Annotated in this window: 23 protein-coding genes; 12 read left to right on the top strand and 11 right to left on the bottom strand. The window is 62.2% G+C overall.

Annotated features, from left to right (window positions below; genetic code table 11):
* The first annotated feature begins 2 nt into the window (after window positions 1-2).
* The 6 genes from EA473_RS12435 (at window position 3) to EA473_RS12405 (ending at window position 6,957) form a co-directional block, all read left to right on the top strand.
* A complete protein-coding gene (locus EA473_RS12435) occupies window positions 3-944 on the top strand; it encodes a carbohydrate ABC transporter permease (RefSeq protein WP_124195982.1) in 942 nt (313 codons plus the stop codon).
* Between the two features lie 149 nt (window positions 945-1,093).
* Window positions 1,094-2,128 (top strand): lactonase family protein, encoded by a 1,035-nt coding sequence (locus tag EA473_RS12430; protein ID WP_124195981.1) that lies wholly within the window; start codon window positions 1,094-1,096, stop codon window positions 2,126-2,128.
* 824 nt (window positions 2,129-2,952) lie between these two features.
* Complete coding sequence (locus EA473_RS12425) at window positions 2,953-3,867, top strand: DUF6159 family protein (RefSeq protein WP_124195980.1); 915 nt, start codon at window positions 2,953-2,955, stop codon at window positions 3,865-3,867.
* Between the two features lie 782 nt (window positions 3,868-4,649).
* Window positions 4,650-5,537 carry a ParA family protein gene (locus EA473_RS12420; RefSeq protein WP_207890176.1) on the top strand — a complete coding sequence of 296 codons (888 nt, stop codon included), beginning with the start codon at window positions 4,650-4,652 and terminating at the stop codon, window positions 5,535-5,537.
* Window positions 5,534-5,989 carry a hypothetical protein gene (locus EA473_RS22795; RefSeq protein WP_243645246.1) on the top strand — a complete coding sequence of 152 codons (456 nt, stop codon included), beginning with the start codon at window positions 5,534-5,536 and terminating at the stop codon, window positions 5,987-5,989. Before EA473_RS12420 ends, EA473_RS22795 begins: the two co-directional genes overlap by 4 nt.
* 92 nt (window positions 5,990-6,081) lie before the next feature.
* On the top strand, window positions 6,082-6,957 hold the full coding sequence (locus EA473_RS12405) for a universal stress protein (protein ID WP_124195979.1): 876 nt from the start codon (window positions 6,082-6,084) through the stop codon (window positions 6,955-6,957).
* Window positions 6,958-6,998: 41 nt separating this feature from the next.
* Here the strand turns inward: EA473_RS12405 and EA473_RS12400 are convergent, their stop codons facing one another.
* From EA473_RS12400 to EA473_RS12375, 5 genes are all read right to left on the bottom strand, one after another.
* Window positions 6,999-7,424, bottom strand: a complete 426-nt coding sequence (locus EA473_RS12400) for an EamA family transporter (protein ID WP_124195978.1) — start codon at window positions 7,422-7,424, stop codon at window positions 6,999-7,001.
* A gap of 137 nt (window positions 7,425-7,561) precedes the next feature.
* Entirely contained in the window at window positions 7,562-7,963 is a 402-nt protein-coding gene (locus EA473_RS12395) for a universal stress protein (protein WP_124195977.1), read from the bottom strand.
* 213 nt (window positions 7,964-8,176) lie between these two features.
* Entirely contained in the window at window positions 8,177-9,394 is a 1,218-nt protein-coding gene (locus tag EA473_RS12390) for a CBS domain-containing protein (protein WP_124195976.1), read from the bottom strand.
* Window positions 9,395-9,854: 460 nt separating this feature from the next.
* Entirely contained in the window at window positions 9,855-10,700 is an 846-nt protein-coding gene (locus EA473_RS12385) for a GIDE domain-containing protein (protein WP_124195975.1), read from the bottom strand.
* 340 nt (window positions 10,701-11,040) lie between these two features.
* On the bottom strand, window positions 11,041-11,457 hold the full coding sequence (locus tag EA473_RS12375; RefSeq protein ID WP_124195973.1) for a universal stress protein: 417 nt from the start codon (window positions 11,455-11,457) through the stop codon (window positions 11,041-11,043).
* Window positions 11,458-11,714: 257 nt separating this feature from the next.
* Between EA473_RS12375 and EA473_RS12370 the strand changes: the two genes are divergently transcribed.
* Window positions 11,715-12,302, top strand: coding sequence for a DoxX family protein (locus EA473_RS12370; protein WP_124195972.1), 588 nt, complete (start codon window positions 11,715-11,717; stop codon window positions 12,300-12,302).
* A gap of 90 nt (window positions 12,303-12,392) precedes the next feature.
* On the opposite strand, the gene EA473_RS12365 is transcribed toward EA473_RS12370, so the two are convergent.
* The 3 genes from EA473_RS12365 to EA473_RS12355 form a co-directional block, all read right to left on the bottom strand.
* The gene (locus EA473_RS12365; RefSeq protein ID WP_124195971.1) at window positions 12,393-12,821 is read right to left on the bottom strand and encodes a hypothetical protein; all 429 of its coding nucleotides are present in this window, start codon (window positions 12,819-12,821) and stop codon (window positions 12,393-12,395) included.
* 55 nt (window positions 12,822-12,876) lie between these two features.
* Window positions 12,877-13,329, bottom strand: coding sequence for a universal stress protein (locus EA473_RS12360; RefSeq protein ID WP_124195970.1), 453 nt, complete (start codon window positions 13,327-13,329; stop codon window positions 12,877-12,879).
* A gap of 252 nt (window positions 13,330-13,581) precedes the next feature.
* Window positions 13,582-14,025 (bottom strand): universal stress protein, encoded by a 444-nt coding sequence (locus EA473_RS12355; protein WP_124195969.1) that lies wholly within the window; start codon window positions 14,023-14,025, stop codon window positions 13,582-13,584.
* A 93-nt stretch (window positions 14,026-14,118) separates the two neighbouring features.
* Here EA473_RS12355 and EA473_RS12350 point away from each other — a divergent pair, with 93 nt between their 5' ends.
* From EA473_RS12350 to EA473_RS12340, 3 genes are read left to right on the top strand one after another with little or no spacing between them, the layout of a single operon-like run.
* Complete coding sequence (locus EA473_RS12350; protein WP_124195968.1) at window positions 14,119-16,059, top strand: NosD domain-containing protein; 1,941 nt, start codon at window positions 14,119-14,121, stop codon at window positions 16,057-16,059.
* Window positions 16,056-16,811, top strand: coding sequence for an ABC transporter ATP-binding protein (locus tag EA473_RS12345; RefSeq protein WP_124195967.1), 756 nt, complete (start codon window positions 16,056-16,058; stop codon window positions 16,809-16,811). The genes EA473_RS12350 and EA473_RS12345 overlap by 4 nt, the downstream gene beginning before the upstream one ends.
* Window positions 16,808-17,668, top strand: a complete 861-nt coding sequence (locus EA473_RS12340) for an ABC transporter permease (protein WP_124195966.1) — start codon at window positions 16,808-16,810, stop codon at window positions 17,666-17,668. Before EA473_RS12345 ends, EA473_RS12340 begins: the two co-directional genes overlap by 4 nt.
* A 50-nt stretch (window positions 17,669-17,718) precedes the next feature.
* Here the strand turns inward: EA473_RS12340 and EA473_RS12335 are convergent, their stop codons facing one another.
* A complete protein-coding gene (locus tag EA473_RS12335; protein WP_124195965.1) occupies window positions 17,719-18,009 on the bottom strand; it encodes a hypothetical protein in 291 nt (96 codons plus the stop codon).
* 139 nt (window positions 18,010-18,148) lie between these two features.
* Window positions 18,149-18,733: a nitrous oxide reductase accessory protein NosL gene (locus EA473_RS12330; RefSeq protein ID WP_124195964.1), complete on the bottom strand. Its 585-nt coding sequence runs from the start codon at window positions 18,731-18,733 to the stop codon at window positions 18,149-18,151.
* Window positions 18,734-18,871: 138 nt separating this feature from the next.
* Between EA473_RS12330 and EA473_RS12325 the strand changes: the two genes are divergently transcribed.
* Both EA473_RS12325 and EA473_RS12320 read left to right on the top strand, forming a co-directional pair.
* Window positions 18,872-19,546 carry an SCO family protein gene (locus tag EA473_RS12325; RefSeq protein ID WP_124195963.1) on the top strand — a complete coding sequence of 225 codons (675 nt, stop codon included), beginning with the start codon at window positions 18,872-18,874 and terminating at the stop codon, window positions 19,544-19,546.
* Window positions 19,543-20,499: a sulfite exporter TauE/SafE family protein gene (locus EA473_RS12320; RefSeq protein ID WP_124195962.1), complete on the top strand. Its 957-nt coding sequence runs from the start codon at window positions 19,543-19,545 to the stop codon at window positions 20,497-20,499. The genes EA473_RS12325 and EA473_RS12320 overlap by 4 nt, the downstream gene beginning before the upstream one ends.
* Here the strand turns inward: EA473_RS12320 and EA473_RS12315 are convergent.
* Window positions 20,487-22,232, bottom strand: a complete 1,746-nt coding sequence (locus EA473_RS12315) for a sensor histidine kinase (protein WP_165875278.1) — start codon at window positions 22,230-22,232, stop codon at window positions 20,487-20,489. The genes EA473_RS12320 and EA473_RS12315 overlap by 13 nt on opposite strands.
* Window positions 22,233-22,341 lie beyond the last annotated feature (109 nt).

Here is a 22,341-nt window from a genome sequence, read left to right as displayed (position 1 = left end):
CAATGACCACGAAAACCCACTCCCAGACCCCATCGGAGCCCGGTTTACTGGCCCGAATACGGAACGTCTCGCCACGGAGAGCGATGCTGTACGTCGTTCTCTTTTTCGTCGGCGGCCTCTTCCTGTTGCCACTCGAGTCGGCCGTCATGACGTCGTTTAAAACCGTCAGTGGCTTTGCACAGACCGTCCCGATCGCGCCGCCGCCACCAGGCCAGGCAACCCTCGAGGGCTGGATGAACGCGTGGACGACGCTCCGAGCGACGATGCTCAACAGCGCGATGTTCGTCATTCCGGCGACGCTGTTGATACCCGTCCTCGGGAGCCTCGCAGCGTTCGGACTGACCATCACCGACTGGCGCGGCCAGATCGGGATCTACGTCCTGTTCATCGTCGGGATATTCATCCCGCTGCAGGCAGTCCTCGTCCCCCTCTCGCTGACCTGGAGCATCGTCGACGTTCAGACGCAACTGGCAACTCTCGGACCGGTAAACGTCTGGGATCTCCCGCTCGCACAGGAACACCACGCGCAGTTCATCGAACTCGCGATCACCCACATCGCGTTCGGGATTCCGCTGTCGACTCTGCTATTCCGCTCGCACTACAAAGACCTCTCGGACGAGATGTTAGAGGCCGCGAGGTTAGACGGGGCGAGCATGCGGACTATCTACCTCCGTATCGTGCTTCCGCTGTCGAAGCCGCTTTTCGTCGTCGTCATGATCCTCGCGTTTACGACGATCTGGAACGACCTGCTGTTCGCGCTCGTCATCGTCACGAGCCCGCAGGCGGAACCGGTCACCGTCGCGTTCGCCGGACTGGCCGGCGGAATGGTCCGGGAGTTCAACGTGATCATGGCCGCCGGATTCATCACCGCGTTGCCGACGCTCATCGTCTACATCCTCTTTACGAGGCAGTTCGCGGAAGGGTTCGCCAACACGGGCGTCTGATCTGTCTCCATCGATCACGTTTTCGCTCCATTCGTCTGCGTCGTGTTTGACTCCCGTCGACGAGTGCCGACGCGTCACGTTCGACACGGTTTCTCCCACGAAAGTCGTCAACCGATAGTAATATCTATGCCCGCCGGGTACGATCGGGTATGGAAACGACCGTCGCATACGTCGGAACGTACACCGACACCGAAAGCGAAGGAATCTACCGCTGTCAGATCGACGAATCCACCGGCGAAGTCGACGGCGGCGGACTCGTCGCCGAAACCGACGAGCCGTCGTTTCTCGCCGTCGACCCCGATCGACAGTATCTGTACGCCGTCAACGAACTCGAGGACGGCGCAGTTACCGCCTACCGGATCGCCGCCGACGGCTCGCTCGAGCGACTAAATCAGCAGGTAATCGGCCCGGCAGATCCGTGTCACTGTAGCGTCGACGCTACCGGAAGCTTCCTGTTCGTCGCACACTACACCGGCGGAGCCGTCTCGGTGTTGCCGATCACAGACGACGGGCGCGTCGGCGAACCGACCGTAACCCATCACAGCGGCTCGAGCGTCCATCCCAACCGCCAGACCGCACCACATCCCCACTCGATCGTTCCCGCGCCGAACAACGAGTTCGTCTACGTTCCGGATCTCGGCACCGACGAGGTCGTCGTGTATGATCTAGACCCTGCCGACGGACAGTTAGACCGCCGGACGTCGGTTTCGGCTCGAGACGGGGCAGGTCCCCGCCACCTCGAGTTCGGTCCTACCGGTTCGGAGGCGTATCTGATCAACGAACTCGACTCGACCGTAACGGTGTTCGACTGGGACGACGAGTCCGGGGAGTTGAGCGAAATCGACACGGTGTCGACGCTGCCGGCCGATTACGACGGCGACAACATCACGGCCGACATCCACGTCCACCCGTCGGGATCGTTCGTCTACGGTTCGAACCGCGGCCACGACAGCATCGCCGTCTTCGAGCGAACGGCGACCGGACTCGAGCGTCTCGAGATCGTCGAAACGACCGGAAACTGGCCCCGGAACTTTCTCGTCGCGTCCTCCGGTGAGGCGCTTTTCGTCGCAAACGCTCGCTCGAGCGATATCGTTGGGTTCGAACTCGACCCGGCGACCGGAACGACCAGCGACGCAGTCGACCGATTGGCGGTTCCGAAACCGACCTGCATCCGACCGATCTGAGGTCGCGACTCCCCGTCTGCGTCGGTGGAGATGAAACGACGATCGATCGGACGACGGACTCTTCCTCTTCAGTACTATCGAACCACAGAGAGGGAATCAAAGCGCTCGTATTTTTGATGAATTAAACAGATACTGGCCGTCGACTCGTACCGATCCCAGCAATCAGACGGTGTCTTTTGCTGGGGCCAGGCGCTACGTCCCTTCCTCAAGGGGCAAGCGAAGGGAGCGAGTAGGGTAGGGGTAGTTCATCCGGGGACTTCAGAGAAGCGATCCAGCAGGTACCGTCGGTTCCCATCGTCGCGTGATATCGACAGATTCCGTCGCTCACTCGTCGCTTTTCGCCACTTACCCCCGTTTTTCGTCGACTTTCAGTCGATTGTGACGGATAGACGTATCGGAGCGTTCGTCGAGGACAAGCCGTGTGAAGTACCTCGGGGTCAAGTGGTTCGAGACGCCGCAGGCGTCTCGTCATCATGGAAGATCGAAGATCTTCCGAACGACCCCGAGGAACTCTCGCTGTACCTCTGTAGAGACGCTCGATACACGGTACCGACAGAACCGTAACCGGCTGCAGTCGTACTCCCAGTTCGTTCTCACAATCCCTACGGGATCTGACCGACGGCCTACAGCAGGCAGTGTTTCCCGCCCCGATCGGACACTGTTCGTACCACTCGCCATTTCTGGCAAATTAATATACCATATTTAGAAGTGACAATTGTGGATACAACAACTGGTGATTCGGCTAAGCAGAGGCGAATACAGCTGTCGAAAGAGGTACAAGCAAAGAGAAAAGGTTAAAAAATATTATATCCTGGTAGCGGTATATGTCACTCGGCTCAAACACCGGCCGCGGGCGAATCGGCTTCTTCGACCGCCTCAAGACCGGATGGACGTTGACGAAAGACAGCATCAGTGTCATCAGACATCACCCATGGCTCATGCTCTTCCCGCTGCTCGCAGGGATTGCGAGCATCGGCTTTTTCGTCTTCTTTTTCTTCCCGCTGCTAATCGCGAACCTGCTCGGTACCGGCCTCGAGTACGCTGTCCTCTTCGTTCTCTACTTCATCACGACGTTTGTCAGCACGTACTTTTCGGCCGCACTCGTCTACGGTGCCAACGAGGCATTTCACGGTCGCGAACCGGGCGTTCTCGAGTGTTTAGAAGCCGTAAGCGACCGGATCGGCCCGATCTTCGTCTGGTCGATCATCGCAGCCACCGTCAGCGTCGTTCTCAAAAGTCTCGAAGAGTCGGACAATCCGATCGCTTCGATTCTCGGCACGCTGTTTGCGATCGGCTGGTCGATCATGACGTTCTTTATCGTGCCGGTGATCGTCTTCGAGGACGTATCGGTTACGTCGATGTTCAAACGAAGCGGAGCGACGTTCAAAGACACCTGGGGTGAGACGCTCGGAGCTGGATTCGGCATCACTCTGATCGTCACGGCCATCGGGATCGGCCTCGTCGCAATCGCGCTGGTGGTTTCGATCCCGATTGCGACGGTGTTCCCCGGACCCGGAATTCTGCTAGCCGTCCTCCTCGTCGGTGGCGCGTTCGTGTTCACGTACCTCCTCAGCCAGACGATCTGGGGAATCGCAAAGACCGCCCTCTACGTCTACGCAGTCGAGGGCAACGCACCCGACGAGTTCGACAACTTCGACTTCGAGACGCTCGGCGGCCGGACCGAACAGTCTGGCACACCGGGAACGAGCAGTAAATCGGCACCCCGGATGGGCGACTGATACGGATCGCCGTCGCTGTTTTTCCGAGCGACCGGGTGTCGTTCCCGCGGTCGCTTCGAAAATTACTGCTAGCAGACCGGATGCGGGAGTCGGTGATACGGGCTGTCGTACCGGACCCAGACGAGTCCCGCTCGCGAGACGGGGTCCGTTGGGTTCGAACTCGACTTCACGTTTCGAAACAGACCGCTCGAGTGAGGGCGACCGTACAGCCTCATCCGGAAGCGGCTGGGAACGGACAACCGACGGCAAGACCCCTCGGAGCGTACAACTGTCGCTGTTCACACCGTTTTCCGGTCCGCGGTTCTCGCTCGTTTCACTCGCTCCGAACCGCGTACGCTCCGAACCGTGCTCCTCCGATTCCATCGGGTGTGCTCGACGTCTATAGTACCCACTCAACGTCGCTGCATACCCGATCGCCAGGCTGATCGGCGATCGGTGTCTAAATCGCTTCAGTTGTTACTATTGCAGCTACGATAGTTATGTGAGCGACGCCACCACCGGTGTGAAGCTCACCTGAGCCATTTTTAGTGCCTCAACCATCTGAGCTGCCGCAAACACCTGCAATAGGTGCCTTACCTTAACAAGCTATTCTGCCTGAACCACCTATCTAACCTTAGGTAGTGAAAATAGCTATTTCACCTAAGCTACCTAAGCCCCCTAAACTACCTATTGTATCTACCTACGGTAAAGTTAAGTAGAACACTCCAGATGTACGGAGTGTCCGCTACGAGAGACACTCCGTCGACAATAGGTACCTTAGGTATAGCGGGCGGATCCACACAATGGCAACGACGAACGCACCACGGGCCGTAAGCGTGGTAATTTTGAAAGGCGGTGTCGGGAAGTCAACGACTTCGATGAACCTCGCGCGCCAACTCGCCGAGCGCGGTGACACGCTGTTCGCCGACCTCGATCCGAACGGGCACGCGACGAACGGACTCGGATTCCAGGACGCGTACCAGGACGAGTTGAACCTCCGGGACGTTCTCCTCGACGGGGATGCGACCCCGAGTGATCTGATCCGGAAAACCGACCACGGGTTCGACCTGCTTCCGTCCTCGAACACCCTCGAGGACGTCGAGAAGGACCTCGCGGGCGCGATGCAAGGATCGGCGCGGGTCAAATCGAACATCGTCGATCCGTTGCTCGGAGAGACCTACGAGTACGTCGTCTTCGATTGCCCGGCATATCCGGGAATGCTCAACAACAACGCACTCGTCGCGACCGGTAACGTGATGATCCCACTCGAACCGGGCTCGAGTGCAATCGGCGGCTACAAACGGACGATGGAACGGCTGATCGAGCCGGCACGGGAGTACATCGACGTCGACGTGCTCGCCGTCATACCGAACAAACTCTCGGACCGGATCGACCATCGGACCGAGGATCGAGAACTGCTCGAGAACCTGAACACGGCGACGTACGAGGTAAACGACGGCCAGCCACTCCAGGAGGTAGTACCCGAGTTCGCCCGGATTTCGGCGACGGAGTTCGATCGAATCGACGCGGGCGAGATGACGCCACCGAAACCGGGAATCCGTCACCGGTCTGCACTCTCGCGGTCGCTCCAGCACAATCAGCCACTGCAGGATTACGATCCGGAGAACGACCAGATCGCCTGTTACCAGGAACTGGCGGATATCGTCGCCAACGGGGGGACGACTTCATGAGCGACAACCCGTTCGACGATCTCGAAAGCGGCGGCGCTGGAGAGACGACGACCGACTCGGGCGTATCGGAAACAGCCACGTCCGGGACGACGGCCGACTCGAGTGCGCCGGAACCCGCCGCGAACGAACCGACAGATCACTCCACACCGTCGACCAACTCGGCGGAGCCGTCGAATGGGGAACAGACCCAGCCGGACGAAACCGCGTCCCCCGCGGACGCGGGACCGGCGTTCGAGTACAGCGAGGTTCGCCAGAAACCGCTCTACGCACGTGGGGAGACGTGGGACGAACTCGAGGACCAACTCGGCATCACGGTGACACCGGAGCTTCGGCGGATGGGGATACGAGACGAGGAGACGAGAGAAGTTCACGACGCCCTCCTGAAGGTCGTCCTCGAGCACATCGACGAAGTTCCGGATCGGATCCGCGACACGCGAGTCGAAACGGAGTAACCGTTCGCCGGACAGAACCACCAGGGAAGTCGATCGAAAACGATCTCGAACGGGTGGCAGTTACTTGACTGTTGACGTGGTACCCGACCACGATGTTCGAGACGATTCTCACACCGGTGGATGGAAGCCCCGAAGGTGAGGGCGCAATCGCCCACGCAGTTGCGTTGGCCCGCATCGCGGACGGAACTATCCACGCCCTATCAGTTATTCACCCGGAAGACGACCTGGTGAACGTCGACGAACAGCAACGTGACGCGGTTCATCGGTACACCGAACAGCTCGGCCGGCAAGCGATCGGGACGGTCACAGACGTCGCTGACGACGCCGACGTCGACGTCGTCGAAACCCTCCGCGAAGGAGTCGTCTACCGAGAAATCGTCGGATACGCTGACGAGAGTGACGTCGATCTGATCGTCATGGGGACTCGGGGCCAGACTGCCAGGTCCCGGCTCGGATCGACGGCGGAGCGAACCCTCGCGTACGCCCCCGTCCCCGTCGTGACGGTCCGAACGAGCGACGCAGTGACCGACGTCGACGACGTTTCGATCGACCGCATCGTGATCCCCACCGACGGTAGCGACGCGGCCGAACGGGCAGCCGCGGTCGCCCTCGAGTTCGCCGCGTTCGTCGACGCCTCCGTCGACGTCGTCTACGTGGTCGATCGAACGATATCCGACCTCGAGGACGCGCCACGAAGCATCATCGGATTACTCGAGGAGGGGGGAAACGCGGCCGTCCAGGCGATCGAAGCCGAAGCGAACGACCTCGGGATCACTGTCCGCACGGGAATCCGGCGGGGGACGCCGACGGACGAGTTGCTCGCGTACGCCGACCGCGTCGACGCGGACTTGCTCGCGATGGGAACCCGGGGTCACGGCGAGACGGACGACCGGCTCCTCGGGAGCACGACGGTCAGGGTCCTCCGGGCTGCAGAGCGACCGGTTCTCACCGTTAACGCCTCACGATAACGATGTGTCGAGTTCGTTCGGATCGGACGCGAACGCGGAAGTCACCGGGCGATCAGGGCAACGCCGATGGCCGCAAACGCGATCCCGGCGACGTCTATCGCTGTCAAGTCGTCTCCGAAGATGATCGCCCCAGTGACCGCTGCAACGACGAAGTACATCGCACCGATCGTCGAAACGGTTGTCGTCGACCCCACGGAGAGGCCTGCGTACGTTGCGATGAAGCCGACGGCAGTGAACAGGCCGGCCAGGGCGGCGAGCATACCCCCTCTCGCAGTTACGGCAAGGGATGCGTCGGAGACGACGACGTATACGACAGCGAGAGGTGCAGCGACGAGATACGAGATGGCAGCGGCAGTTCGCGGGTCGATAGACTCCGACGCCGCATTACCAACGACGACCCAGAGTCCCCACGACACCATCGTGATCAGTCCGAAGAGAACGGCCGAATCGAGTTCGATGCCATCCATTCGTGGCGAATATTCGGCCCCATCCCAAAGTGTTTCTGCTACCGGGACAGTACTCGTTGAAGCGGTTCTCCCCGCTCGCACTCGAGAGTCCATGAGCCAGACCAATCCTCTCCCAGGGGTGGAAGCGAGAGCACGACCTACAGCTGCTCGGACTGATTTTTCCCAGCGATCAACACGGGGAGATCGGTGTTCAAAATGACCTCCTGTGTAACGCTCCCGAACAACGCTTTCCCCGCCGGAGATCGTTTCCGGCCGGCCAGACAGATCGCGTCCATCTCGTTTTCCCTGGCGAACGCGATGATCTGCTCGGCCGGATCACCACTTTGCTCGGCGAGGGTGACGTCGATTCCAGCTTCCTCGAGTCGGCTTTCGACCAGGCGCGCGGATTTGACCTGGTTTACCGATGCCCCGGACGGGTTTTCCGTGAAGGTGTGTAAGATCGTAACCGCTGGGGAGTCGAACGAGAGATCCAGTATCGTCTCGACCTGGCGGGTGGCGCGCGTTTCGTCTGTATCGACAGCCAGCAGGATGTCGGCCATAGCTATGGGTTGTGCTAACGCAGATAAATAATTCAGGGTAAATCCAGCACTCCGGGACGACGTCTCGGCGATGAGAACCGACGAAAAACTCGTAAGCGGCGCTTATACTGCCGACGAGAAGTCAATGAGACGTCGGTCGCGAATTCGCGGCCGTCGCCACCGGAGACGGCCACAGGAGAGCGACCGATCGGCACACCGTCCTGTCCGACAGTATTACTCCTCGAGGAGCCACCCGAACCGTTTCTCCCAGAACTCCTCGCTCGGCGGCTTCTTGCTCCGCCCGTACGTTTTGCGGTCGCGAATCTGGCGTTCCAGCACGTCTCGGGCCTCGGAGAGTGCCTGTCGTGCACCGAATCCCTCTCCCGAGGCGATGTACAGCCCCCGATCCGTGTAGAGTCTGATCCGGACGAGCAAAAGCGGCGTCCCCCGCCGTTTCTCGTCGTGCTCGTGGAGGTGGACTTTCGCGTCCAGCACGCTCATGCCGTGGTCCTTGTCGTCGAACCCTTCGACCATCGAGACGATTTCGTCGTAGCTTACGTCCTCGATCAGGTCGGTGCCGTAGATCTGGACGCCGCGATTGCCACCTGCCTCCCAGGTGAGCGACTCGAGGACGTCGGTTTTGGTCACGATCCCGTGTGGCGAGCCGTTTTCCGTGACGACGAGCGACGACGCGTCCGCCTCGAACATCGTTTCGACGGCCACGTCGAGCGTCTCGGAGGGGGCCACGGTGCGAACAGGCGTGGTCATAACGTCGCGGATCGGGAGATCGAGCATACGCGCGAGTTCACCCTCGCGAGCACCGAACCCGCCACGTCGTGCGCGGGCGGTGGAAGACGAAATTTCACCCCCGAACGGATCGACGCCACCCGCGTCCCCACCCTGGCTCCGAACTTCGGCACGGACCGTCAGGTCGGTCACGTCGTACAGACTGAGGACGCCGACAGCGGTGTCGTTCTCGACGACTGGTAGGTGGGTGATCCGGTTCTCACGAAAGACGTGCAGCGCCTCCCCGACCGACGACGTCGGCTCGAGCGTGAGAAGGTCCGGCGAGTGGGCTTCGCGCACGGTCGCCGCGTCGAGATACGGGATGACCGCCTCGAGGATATCGTCGACCGTGACGACGCCCGCGAGTTCGCCGTCTTCGAAGACCGGGAGCAGCCGGGAGCTGCTGTCGATCATGAGCTGTGCGACCTTGCGAACGTCCTCGTCGGGAGCCAACCGAGGCACGTGCCAGACCAGCGAGCCGAGTTTTTCGTTAGGCTGGCGGTGTGACGTGGCGAGTTGTCGGCGGGTAACGACTCCCTCGAACTCCGTCCCTCGCACCACGACGCCGTCGACGTCGGAATCGGCAAACGTTCCGACGAGCTTCGAGACGGTCGCATCCGGTGGAAATTCGACGTACTCCGTCGAGATGATGTCGGCGATATTCATTATTGTGGGTTGTGTCAGTGGTGTGTCGGCGATGCGATCGGCGTCGGTCGACGGGTGATAATTCGGTTCTCGAGTTCAAATAGCCGGAGGGTGATTCCTGGCAGCCCGGAATCCCGTCTGGGTTCGCTCGACGTCGAAAGTTCCCGAAAGGGGGGACTCGCCTCGATATCGATCGGCTACGAAGAGTAGAAGCGATACGTCTCCTGTTACCATCCTCCTCGGCGTTCACGTGGCGAAATCCCGAGCGGTGGGAGTTTCAGGTTTGCAGTCCACTCTGTTCGATAGTATAACGAGTGCGAATGGGCGATAACGAGTACGAATGGCCGAAATGTCCCTCGACTGTGGGCGATTTCGGCACTCACTGCCATTTCTTGATGTCTAACTAGACCTACAGCGCAAGAGGTGTCAGTCCGCCGGTCGGCCTCGTGTCTCTCTGGCAGAGCTACAAGAGGTGACCTGCTCACGAAAGCAGGTCGATCAGCCATGAGCCGGCACCGATACCGACCACCGCTTCGAGCGCGAGCAGAAACATGACAATGCCGATCGGAACGAATACGGCACCCACCACGAACACGAGCAGGCCGAACAGTGAGAGTCGAAGCACGGTCCGTAGCTCCGATCCCTTCGAGACGAGGAAGTTAGAGACGTCGTCGCCGTCACCGATGTAGGCGGGATCGTCCGTCAAAGGCGGGGTTTCCTGTGCCGTACTGGTAACCTGTCCGTAGACGTGGACACCGTCACCGGGTTCGATCCGGCCTTCGTACTCCCGGTACCGCCGGTTTTTGCGGCTCTTGCGCCAGGGCAATAGCCGTCGGCGTCTTCGAATACGGGACGTCGAAATCGAAAGATCCGCACTGCGGGCATCGACGACGACGGCTCCTGTATCGTCTTCAACCAGAAACGGAACGGCGTTGCTTCCCCTGTTGACTGTCGTCCAGGTCGTGTTCGTACTCCCGTCGTCTTGCTCTCGCTCCTGTTTTCGCTCGCGCTTCCAGGACTGGGCGAGTGCCGTTTCGTTGCTGTACTTGCCGGTGAGTGTTTTCTCGAAGCGCTGGGCAGTTCCCTCCACCTCGACGATGCCGTCTTCGAGGTGGACCTCACCGGCCCCGACTGGTTCGTTCGTGAACACACTGAAAGCCTGCTGTAACTTTTTGCCACCGACGACCATGAGTAGGGGGCCAGCGACGACCGTAACGCCGAACAGTGCCAGCATCACCCAGCCAATCGGCTCGTCGAACGGTCCCTCGTGCATGCTTTGTTGAATCTCCTCCAGGGCGGTGACGACCAACACGGCCCACTTGCTCATCCGTGATCACTCATCTGGGCGTAGGTGCGTTCCGACCAACAGGTGAGAGAGGCGTGATAGCGTCCCACTGTAGTGTCACAAGCTAGCATTTGATACTCACTAGCTGTAGGATACAGTATATAAGATTTGTTAATTTTCACCCATAGAAGAGTATCTGAGCTGTACTGATAGTGACTGATGTGACTCTTTCCGCTATAAAATCAATTATCCGTTGCCACGCGCCGCTAGTGACTATAGTAGCCACCGAAAGTTATTGCACACCCGATCGCCAGACGGATCGGCGATCGGTGTGTAAACCGTTTCAGTTATTACTATTCCATAGCCCGTATCAGCTGGTACTCTACCGAACGACGGTCACCGGCACCGGTGCCCGGCGGACGATCTTTTCGGCGACGCTCCCGAGGAGGACGCGCGACGCTCCCGACCGGCCGTGACTGCCGATCACGATGTGATCGACGTCTGATTCCTCCGCGAACTCGACGATCTCTCGAGCCGGAAGGCCGATGATCGTCTCGGTTTCGACGCGACAGCCGTGTTCGGACGCGATTTCGGTAGCCGCCGCGAACAGGTCCTCCGCCGCCTCCCGGCGTGCATCGAGGACTTCGTCGTACGCGTATATCGCCCCTTCACCGTACATCCCCGTATTCGGAGAGATCACGTGAACGAACGTTAAATCCTCACCGGAGAACGTCTCTGCGGCGTGCTCGACGGCGTTGGTCGCCGGATCGGAATCGTCTATCGGAACGAGGACGTTCATACGTGTAATTTGTGATCAGCCGACAAAAAGGTGTACCTCGCGGGTTTCGATGCGGTATCGTGCTGTCCTCGGTGCTGGGTCGAGGTCGTCACCTACCGTCGAAACGGACCAGAGGCGACACCGTTGGCGCGACACCAGGGCGGCAGACCTCGACCGACGATCCGGTCTATGTCGTCACGGGTAGCTTTCGAGAATTATCAGTAGCCAGGAATTGCACCGAATATTACCTGTGTAGAACCACATCGTCGATATTACAGATGGCAACGAAACGTCAACCGACGGAACGAACGCTCGAATCGACGCTGCTCGGCCGCACCGTCTCGTTCAACTACTCAGATACCTGGCTCGCATACTCGATATTCGGGCTTCGGCTCGTCATGGCCTGGGTCTTCCTGCAGGCCGGACTCGCGAAGTTAGCGGAAGGCGGGTGGGGCGATCCGCTCGCCTGGTCCTCGGCCGGGTTTCTGAACCACGCCGTCCCCGAAGCGAACCCGCTTCACGGGCTGTTCGTGAGCTTTGGCGAGTACGCCGCCATCGTCGATCCGATGGTCATCTTCGGACAGGTTCTCATCGGACTGGCGCTTCTGTTCGGCGCGTTCTTCCGGTTCGCCGCGTTGATGGGCGCGATCCAGATGCTGTTTTTCTGGACCGCCGCCTGGCAGGGCGGACTGGCCGCCGGATTCCCGATGGAAAACGGGTACTTCATCGACAGCTCGTTCGTCTACATGCTGTTGCTGTTCGGACTCGCAGCCTGGGGTGCCGGGAGACTCGCTGGCGTGGACGGAACCCTCGAGGAGACGTCGATCGTTCGATCGAACCCGTGGCTACGGTACCTGCTGGGATAGGCCAGCGTTCGTACGGGCTGCTGACAGTCGTCACCAGTGGAACCACGACCGTCCTGCGGTCCCAGCCGCAGTTCGTTACAGCAAACCGTATCAGTCGGTGGTCGAGCCGTCCTCGAGCTGAGCCGACGCGTCCCGACGGCGTTGGCCGATGGCTCGGAGTGTGAGGACCACGGCGACGACGCCGATGACCCGGACCGCGGGGACGACACCATCGTTCCAGGCCACGTCGTCGGAGTGGTCGTACGCGATCGAGACGCCGGCCTCGAGGTACCGCTCGGGTGCGAGCGCTGCGAGGAGGCCGGCGACTCCCGCGACGTTCATCACCCAGCCGTAGCTCCGACCGCCGACGAGACCGGCCAGCGCGTAAACGACACCTTCCGCTCGTACCGCCGGCTCGAGCCACGGCTTGGCCGTACACTCCTCCGGATTCTCGAAGACGATTTGCTCGTAGGTCTCGATTACGGCCCGCGGAACGAGTGCGATGAGCACGCCCAGCACACCGAACAGGAGTCGTGACATACCCTCGAATTGGGACGAAGAAAGGAAAACTGTACCGACCGTTTTCCGCGTCGAATTACTCCTCGTCGACCGGCGTTTTCACGATGGTCACCGGCCGTTCCGCCATGTTCGCGACGCGCTCGGCGACGCTCCCGAGCAGGCGCCGGTACTCGCCAGTGCGGTTTTTCGATCCGACGACCGTCAGGTCGACGTCCGACTCGTCCATGTAGACGAGGATCTCCTCGTGGGGGACGCCGTGTCTGACGATCGTCTCCGTCTCGACGCCGGCCTCGTCGGCCCGCCGGGAGATCTCCTCGACGGCGTCGCGACCGGCCTGCTCGAGGGCACTCTCTAACCCTTCGAACTCGTGGACGTACTCGTCGCCGGGGTAGGAGCTGTACGCCTCCGCGTCGACGACGTACAGGACGTGTAACGTCGCGTCGTATCGCTTCGCGGCGTCGATCGCGTGATCGATGGCGTCGTCGACGCCGGGACTCATGTCCGTCGGCAAGAGTACCCGTTCGTACATCTCACGCTCGACTACTCGCTCGAGGCTGATAGTAGTATAGTAGCCACTGGAAGTCACTGCACACCTGATCGCACAGCTGTCGTGCGATCAGTGTGTAAATAGTTCCAGTTGTTACTATAGAGGGCGTTCCTGCCGGACTGATACGGATTGCTGCAACTGTGTACCGGAGCGACCGGGTTCCGTCCCGCGGTCGATCCGGTACTACCTTGCAGTAAACCGTATGAAACGACAGGAATCTTTTCGGTCGTGGCGTTACTCGTCGTCCGCGGCGACGGTGAGAACCGGGACCGGCGACGAGCGAACGACCCGTTCCGCGACGCTGCCGATCAGTTCGCGGGATTCCCCCGTTCGGCCGGCAGTCGCCATGACGACGAGGTCGACGTCGGCGTCGTCGGCGTACCCGAGAATCTCCTCGTGGGGCCGACCGCGATCGACGACAGTTTCGACCTCCGGAACGCCGTCGTCGTCGGCTCGAGCGGCGACCTCGTCGACCGCCCGGCGGCCGGCGTCGAACAGCGAGCCGTAGATCTCCTCTTCGGTCGTTTCGTCCAGTTCAGCCGAGAACGCGGGCGAGGACTCGACGACGTACTGGGCGTGTAACGTCGCGTCGTAGGTCGACGCGAGATCGATGGCGTGCTCGAGCGCGACGGTGGACTTCTCCGAGCCGTCCGTCGGCACGAGGATCGTATCGTACATAGTTGCCGATCGGCGGGGACGAACCAAGTCCTTACGGCCGACTTTCGAGCGTCGGACCAGACGGTATAGATAGCGTCAGTTCCAAAGTCGACCGTGATCGAGCGCCAGCGAATCCGTCTGCTCGTCGTCGCGGTCGGCCTCGTGATCGCCGTCGTCGCGGTCGGCGTCTTCGTCGTCGACGGCGAGACGAGCGATCCCGACCCGGTCCACTTCGACGATACGGTGTCGATGGGGCTCGCCCTCGAGGACGAGTACGGACTCGAGGACGACGTTCGGTTGCCGAGGGCGCAGGTGTTTTACTCCCAGTACGAGTACGTCGTGGGCTACTACGGCGTCGAGACGTTCGTCGCCTCGTTTCGAGAGGACGGCCACACGGACCGGTTCGGGCACCCGCGGACCGTCTACGTGAGCGATTACTCCAGCGTCGACGCCGAACTGTCGGCTGCGGGCTATCCGACGGCCGACCGGGAGCCGGCGTGGACCGACGCCGAATCCGCGTGGTTCGTGGTCGGGAGCGACGCCGAGACGCCGAGCGGGGAGACGATCGTTCCCTTCGCGGATCGCGACGACGCGACGGCGTTCGCCGATTCCCACGGCGGTTCGATCGTCACGTGGGAGCAACTGCTGGATCGGGACGTCGAGACGGACGACGCGACGGTCGTCCGCGACCGGGTCGACGACCAGCACCGAGAGGCAGACGAACGCGTCGAGGACGTCTCCACGCTACGCGACCGGCCCGTCTCCACCGTCGTCGGCGAGGACGCCGACACGGTACAGGAGGCGATCGACGCCGCACCCGAGAACACGACCGTACTCGTTCCCGACGGAACCTACGACGAGACCCTCGAGATCGATCGGTCGATCACGCTTCGCGGCGAGGGCGACGTGACGATCCGGGGCGACGGAAACGGGACGGTGATCACCGCGACGGCGGACCGTACCGCCGTCGTCGGCCTCGCCGTCGCCGGCTCGGGATCACAACGACAGGGAAGCGGCGAACTTCCCGGGGACGACGAACCCGACGGCGCGTGGGACGAAACCTTCGAGGCGAACTACGCAGGCGGCGACGCCGGGATCGGGATGCACACGGCGAACGAATCGCTGATCGAGGACGTGTCCGTCGACTCGGAGATCACCGGCATCGTCCTCCGGCGAAGCGCCGGATCCGTCGTCCGCGACGTCACCGTCGACAGCCCCGACCGCTGGGAGGACGGTCACGCCGGCATCCTCGCGTTTCACTCGCCGAGCGTCGTCGAACGCGTGACCGTCTCCGACGGCAGAGACGGAATCTACTCGCATCGATCGACCGGACTGGTCGTCCGGGACTCCACGCTCGAGGGAAACCGACTCGGCATCCACCTGATGCACACCTCCGAGGCGTTGCTCGCGGACAACCGGGTCGCGAACCAGTCGAACACCGGGATCTACGTTATGACCGGACCGGAGCGAAACGCCATCGTGAACAACGAGATTCGCGGGGCGGAGTACGGGCTCTACCCGGACGGCAGCGACTCGTACGTCGCCGACAACCTCCTCGTCGACAACCGCGTCGGGCTCCGGATCGACGCAACGGGATCGCGCTACGAGGGCAACGTCGTCGCCGGCAACGAGATCGGAGCTCAGGTTCGCGCGATGTTGCCGACGAACCAGGTCCTCGAGAACGACTTCGTCGAGAACGACGTCCACGCCGACGCCGGCACCGGACCGCTTCGCGTCTGGACCCACGACGGGACGGGCAACTACTGGCAGGGGGCGAGTAGTCTCACCGGCGACCGAACGGTCGACGGGTCGTACTCGCCAACGGCACCGGTCGACCGGCAACTCCACCGAACCGACGGCGCAGAGACGCTCGCTCGCTCCCCGGCGCTCGAGGCGATCTCCGGGCTCCAGGGGACCGTTCCGGGGATGCGAACCGGCAGCGTCGTCGACCTCGCGCCGACGTGTGAGCCGAACAACCAGGACCTGCTCGCGGAGACGCCGTGGGCCGATCGGGCCTGGTCGTGCGAACGAATCGAGCAGGGACCATCACCATGAGCGAACGGCATACACCACCGTCGACCGAACCGGTACTGCACGCACAGGACGTCGACCACGAGTACGGATCGGTCTCCGTCCTCGAGGGAGTCACGCTCCCGATCCGCGCCGACGCGGTGACGGCGCTGATCGGCCCGAACGGCTCCGGAAAGACGACGCTTCTCCGGGTGCTTTCGGGCCTCCTCGAGCCGACCGGCGGCACCGTCACCGACCGCGGCCCAGACGCGGCGCGCCGAATCGGCTACCTCCCCCAGCAGCCGGCGTTTCGCCCCGGATTTACCGTCCGTGAGACGCTCCAGTTTTACGGATCCCTCGTCGGCGAGGGCGACGGGGCCACACTCGAGCGTCTCGAGCGCGTTGGCCTCGCGGACGCCGCAGACCGACCGGTCGATGCCCTTTCGGGCGGCATGACGCGGCTGGTCGGCATCGCCCAGGCGACGATCGGCGATCCACCCGTCGTCGTCCTCGACGAACCCGCGAGCGGTCTCGATCCCGGTATGAGCACGCACGTCTTCGAGGTCGCGACGGAACTCGCGGCGGCGGGCACCGCGATCGTCCTCAGCTCCCACGACCTCGAGCTCGTCGAGCGAAACGCCCACGAGGTCGCGATACTCGACGACGGCGCGATCGTCGATCGCGGCGACCCCGGGGACGTCTGCGATCGCGTCGGCGTCGATTCCCTGCGGGACGCCTACGAGGAGTCGATCACCGGCGACACCCGAACCGTTCGCGTCCAGGGGGTGACGACGTGAGTCCGCCGGAATCCTCTCCTGCCGACGGTCGTGCTCGCACCCCGCCGGCGCGCCGACGGCTGCTCGAGGCGATCGCGGTCCGGGAGATACGGACCGTCGCCCGTTCCCGGTCGTTGCTCCTGCTCGCGGCAGCGCTGACGGCGGTCGTCGTCGGCGTCACCTGGATCGGCGACGGGTTCACGGCCGGCTACCTCCCGTCGATCGTCGACCTCCTCACGCCCCTCGAGTTGCTCGTCCCGGTCGTCGCGATCGCGTTCGGCTACCGGGCGATCCTCGGCGACGAGCAACGGGGCGAACTCGACGTCCTCGAGACGTACCCCGTCTCGGCACGGGAGCTGGTGGTCGGCGTGTACGCGGGACGAGCGGTCGGACTGGCCGTGACGATCGCGGTTCCGCTCGCGATCGCAGCCGTCGCGATCGCCGTCGGCGGCGACGATCCCGTCAGCGTCTACGCCAGCCATTCGGGGGCGGACTCGCCCATCCTGTTCGCCCGGTTTCTCGTGTTGACCGTCCTCTTCGGGCTCGCCGTGCTCGCAGTGGCAATCGCGATTTCGTCGCTCGTCAGCGCGACCAGGAGCGCGCTCGGCCTCTCGGTCCTCGCGCTCGTCGCGTTGCTCGTCGGGTTCGATCTCGCGATCGTCTACGGGCTGGCCGAGGGGATCGTCGGCGACTCGGATCTACTGTACGCGCTGGCGGCAAGTCCGCTCAGCGCATACCGCGGACTGGTGCTCGAGACGACGGTGATGGTCGCGTCCGGAACCGGCCCCACCGTCGCCTCGCCGGTCTCGAGTCTGATCGGTCTGGCCCTCTGGACCGTCGGCTCGCTTGCGGTCGCGGTCTGGGCCGTCGGGCGATAACACGGTTGGTGACCGCGATCCGCCTGACCCGGCAGGTTATAGGATGGCGGTCAGAAAAACTGGCCGAGTACGACGAACGATCCCAGAGTGGCGGTCGCGACGATGAGTGATCCGAGAAACACCAGTATATCCTCTCGTCCGGTCGCATTCTGTCGAATACGACGACGTGTTACGGGAGCGAGGGCGACCGCGCCACCAATCAAGCCAAAAGCACCAATAGCGGGGAGAAGCGCGGTCGGAACGCCAGCGATGGTATGGACTGTGGCGATCCCGAGAAGTCCGACCGCCAGTGTCAGTTCGATCGTACTTCCAGTGTAGCGGGCAACCGTGGCGATGGCCATACCGTCGATACGTTATCCCATTGGAAATTTTCTTTCGATCGGACTCGTGACGATTTATCGGTGGGAACGCAAACGGACCACGGTCCGGCCGGCAACGACGTCCGACCGCCCGTCCGAGTCGATCCGGCGCTCTCGTCCGTCAGGACATCAGCGACATCACGAGTTCCATCGTCACGTCCTCGTGTGCGTACTCCTCGCCGCCGTACTCCGCTCGGAACTCGTCGGCATCGTCCCCGTCGGAGAACCCGATTATCGACCGACCCATCGCACCCAGCACCTCGCTGTCGGCGATCAACGCGAGATCCGCCGGCGTCGCGAACGTCTCGGCGTCCAGGTGATTGCTGATCTCGAGGTCGCCGTCGGACGTCGTGATCGAGTAGTCGACCGTCGAGTAGTCCGTGACGTACGTGACCTGGGGGTCGATTCCGCGGTCCGCCTGTTCGAACGTGAAGGCGTACGTACAAAGCGAGCTACAGAACTGCGCCGGCCGGTCGTCGCCGACGACCTCGTCCGGATTCTCGTAGTGAGCCTGACCGACGGGTCCGGGATGGTGACCGATTCCCATCGTGCAGTTGTCACAGTCCTGATCGCCCGCGATCGATATCGGTTCCGGCGCGTCGTCTTCGCCCAGACACCCCGCAATCGCACCCAGCGCGACGGCTGCCGTCCCAGCGAGCACCGACCGGCGCGTGGGTCCATCCCCGAGATACGTTTTCGACGTCATACTCGAACAGACGGACCGCACTAGTAAGTCAGATGTGGTACGATCGCCGAAACGGTCTCGCCTCGAGAGCCCGTCTTCGGTTCGATTTCGACGGTTCGACCAGACTGTACTTGGAGCGGGCCTCCTTACCTTCGATCGATGAACCGACGCCGTGTTCTCGGCACAGGGGCAACGGCCGTCCTGACCACCATCGCTGGCTGTCTCACCGACGCGCTCGGGGGCGAAAGCGCCGACGACGTCGTTCTCGAGCCAGCCGGAGACGAGACGCAAGGAGATCCGTCGTACCCGACTTACGGCGACCCGTTTCCGACGTTCGAACTCGCCGATCCGCTCGCCGGGAGAGTCGTCGACGTCGGCGACGTGGACGACTGTCTCGTCTGTACGGCGTTTTTCGCGACCTGCCCGGCGGAGTGCATCCCGCTTATGAACGCCATGTCGACGGTCCAGACGAACAGCCTCGAGGGCGGGTTCGGGAGCGACACGCTGTTTCTCGCGATCACGTTCGATCCCGAACGGGATACGGCCGACGAACTGCGCGAGCACGCCGAGATGATGGGCGTCGATCTCGAGGCGGGAAACTGGCACTATCTGCGGCCGGACGATGCGAACGACGCGAAAGCCGTCGTCGACGACCGGCTCGGGATCCCGTTCGAGCGGGAGGACCTCGGCGGCGGCGAGTACGACTTCATACACGTCACCGTCACGTTTCTCGTCAATCCCGGCGGCTACGTCGAACGGAGCTACCGGGGCGAAAACCCGGATACGCAGCGGATTGCGGACGACCTCGAGACCGTCCTCGAGCGCTGGGCATGAGCGTCGAACCGGCCGCCACCATCCCCGCGGGGATCGTCCTCGAACGGCAGTTAGGGAGTATCGTAGCCAATCGAGGGTTTCGAGGCCCGTCCTTTGACGCTGTGTCCTGGTTCTTCCCGGGAAAACTATGGACTCCTACGATACTCTCTACGTGTTACGATCCGGCGCTCGATCCGACCGCGATCGAACCGGTGAGCGTCGTCGTCTTCGGGCTGATCGGGTTGCTGGGTGGGGCCCACTGTCTGGGGATGTGTGGCCCGCTCGTGAGCACGTACTCGGATCGGCTCCGGGCACGACGCGACGGGGGGAGCAGACGGGCCGAGTTGACCGTGGGTATGGTCCGACAGCACGCGCTTTTCAACCTCGGCCGAGCGACCAGTTACGCGATCCTGGGAGGCGTTTTCGGGGCTGCGGGCGCAGTGATGTTCGTGACACCGCGGGCGGTTACGGCGGTCGCAACCGACGTCCACTCGATAGCCGGTATTCTCGTCGGAACGATCATCGTCGCGATGGGCGTTCACTATCTCGTCGGCCGTGGACTGCTCGGCGGCTCGATCAGTCTTCCGCTGATCGGCCCCCTGTTCGGTCGCGTCCACCGGTGGCTGCTCGGCAACGTCGACGCCTGGGTCGGTAACTACCGGATCGTCGGACTGGGAGCCGTCCACGGCCTGTTGCCGTGTCCGCTGCTCTATCCGGCGTTTCTCTACGCGTTCGTCCGCGGTTCGCCACTCGAGGGCGTCGTCGCCCTCGGCGTCCTCGGGCTCGGAACGATTCCGTCGATGTTCCTCTATGGGACCCTCTTTCAGTCGCTCAGCCCCGCGACGCGGGCGAAACTCCACCGCGTTCTCGGCGTCGCGTTCGTCGTCCTCGGGTACGTTCCGCTTCAACATGGACTCGCGACGCTCGGCGTTCCCTTGCCGTCGGTCCCGCTCCCTCACTATCAGCCGCTGTGAGACGGGCTAGGACGAGGCGATACCGGTCGATCGGATTTCAACCGTGGCTGTGGAATCGTAAACGTGACTTCGGTTCCGTCTCCAGGGGTCGACTCGATGGAAATCTGTCCGCCGTGTTGTTCGACGATTTTCTTGCAGACGGCGAGTCCTACCCCCGACCCGGACGCCGAGTCTGTTCGATCAGCCCGCGTAAAGAGGTCGAAAATGCGCTCGAGATCGGACGATTCGATACCGATTCCGTCGTCCGCGACCGTAAACGCCCACTCGGTCTCGAGTTCGTCGACGGTAACCTGAATCTCCGGCGAGTCGTCGGTGTACTTGAGCGCGTTCGTGAGGAGGTTCCGGAACAGTCGCCGGAGTTGGTGGTCGTTTCCCACGACGGTCGGCAAGTCGTCGACGACGACCGTGGCATCCCTGTCCTCGATTTCGAACTGGAGTGTCTCGAGGACGTCGGCTACCACTCGGTCACAATCGACCCGGTCGAACGACTCCTCACCGGCGTCGAGTTGAGAATACTGCAGCAGGTCGGTGACCATCCCCTGGAGCTGGCGGCTGTTTTCTTTTGCCGTGGTCAGTAACTCTCGGTCTCCCTCCTCGAGCGCCGCGTTGTCTTCGAGCAGGTCGAGGTAGTTCTCGATGGTGCGCAACGGCTCCCGGATGTCGTGTGACACCACGCTCGTAAAGTTCTCGAGGTCGCGTTCCCGCCGGATGCGTGTGGTAACGTCTCTGAGCACGAGTACCCAGCCGACGTGGTCGCCCTGACGGCGCAGTGGCTGTGACCGGATCTCGAGAAAGTCGGCCGCCCCGGTGCTCGAAGAGCGATCGAGCGTCACCGTCGACGCCGTCTCGAGGTCGAACCCCGGAAACACCTCCTCGAGGGAGTTGCCGACGGCAGGCGAGGCTGGGCCGAGTACCGTAGCGGCGGTGTCGTTCGCGTGAACGACTCGTTTTGCCCGATCGAGGACGAGGACGCCGTCGGGCGAGTGCTCGATGACCGTTCGGCGTGCGATCGGCCGGAGGTCGAGCATTCGGTATCGGAACGTCGCGACCCCCAACGCGATCGAGGAGATGACTGCAGAGGCCGGGACGAAGTTCACAGACTCGAGGGTAAACGGGGGGACGTTCGCCGACGTGAGAAAGCTCACGAGCACCGGCGTCACGACGGCGATCACCATCAGTACCGACTGTGGCAGGTACGATCGGCCCTGTTTGATGGTTTCGGATAGCAGAACTGCCAGCGTGAGCAGCGCCATCACCAGCGCGTACGTAAAGCTGAATACGGCGTATGCTGGGCCGGTGGTCGTCCGCAGAACAACCAACCCGTCGACGTCCACGAGGTACGTTTCGACGGTTACCAGATCGTACGGATTGGTGAACAACAGCGTCCAGAATACGATCGGGACGACGAACAGGCCGACGACGAAGCGGCGGCGGAGCCACCGCGTCCGATCGGTGTAGGCGAGCGTGAACAAGAGCAAAAACGGGCCGATCGAGCCGCCACCGAGATACAGAAGCCGATACGCCTGAAACTTGATCAGCGGATCGGTGCTCAGAAGTTTGATCGCCGAAAACAGGGTCCAGATCACGATCGCGACGTTCATCGCGACGAACGAGAGCGTCGTCGGAGACGGCTCGTGACGGCGAATATGGAGAACAGTGTAGACTGCAAGAACGAGCGACACCGCGGTCGCGATGAGCGTCGGGTAGGCGTAGATCGTGTGTTGCCACGTCATTGTGAGTGATCTGGAACGGTCTGGGAAGCATTCTACCAGTTCATAATAAAAGTCCATGTTTGTGACTGGGATCAGGCACCCTCGTTCTGGCGTTTCCCTCGGTGTTAGC

It is taken from the genome of Natrarchaeobius chitinivorans, assembly GCF_003841505.1.
Classification (GTDB): Archaea; Halobacteriota; Halobacteria; order Halobacteriales; family Natrialbaceae; genus Natrarchaeobius; species Natrarchaeobius chitinivorans.
This window is presented reverse-complemented; position numbering and strand designations above follow the sequence as displayed.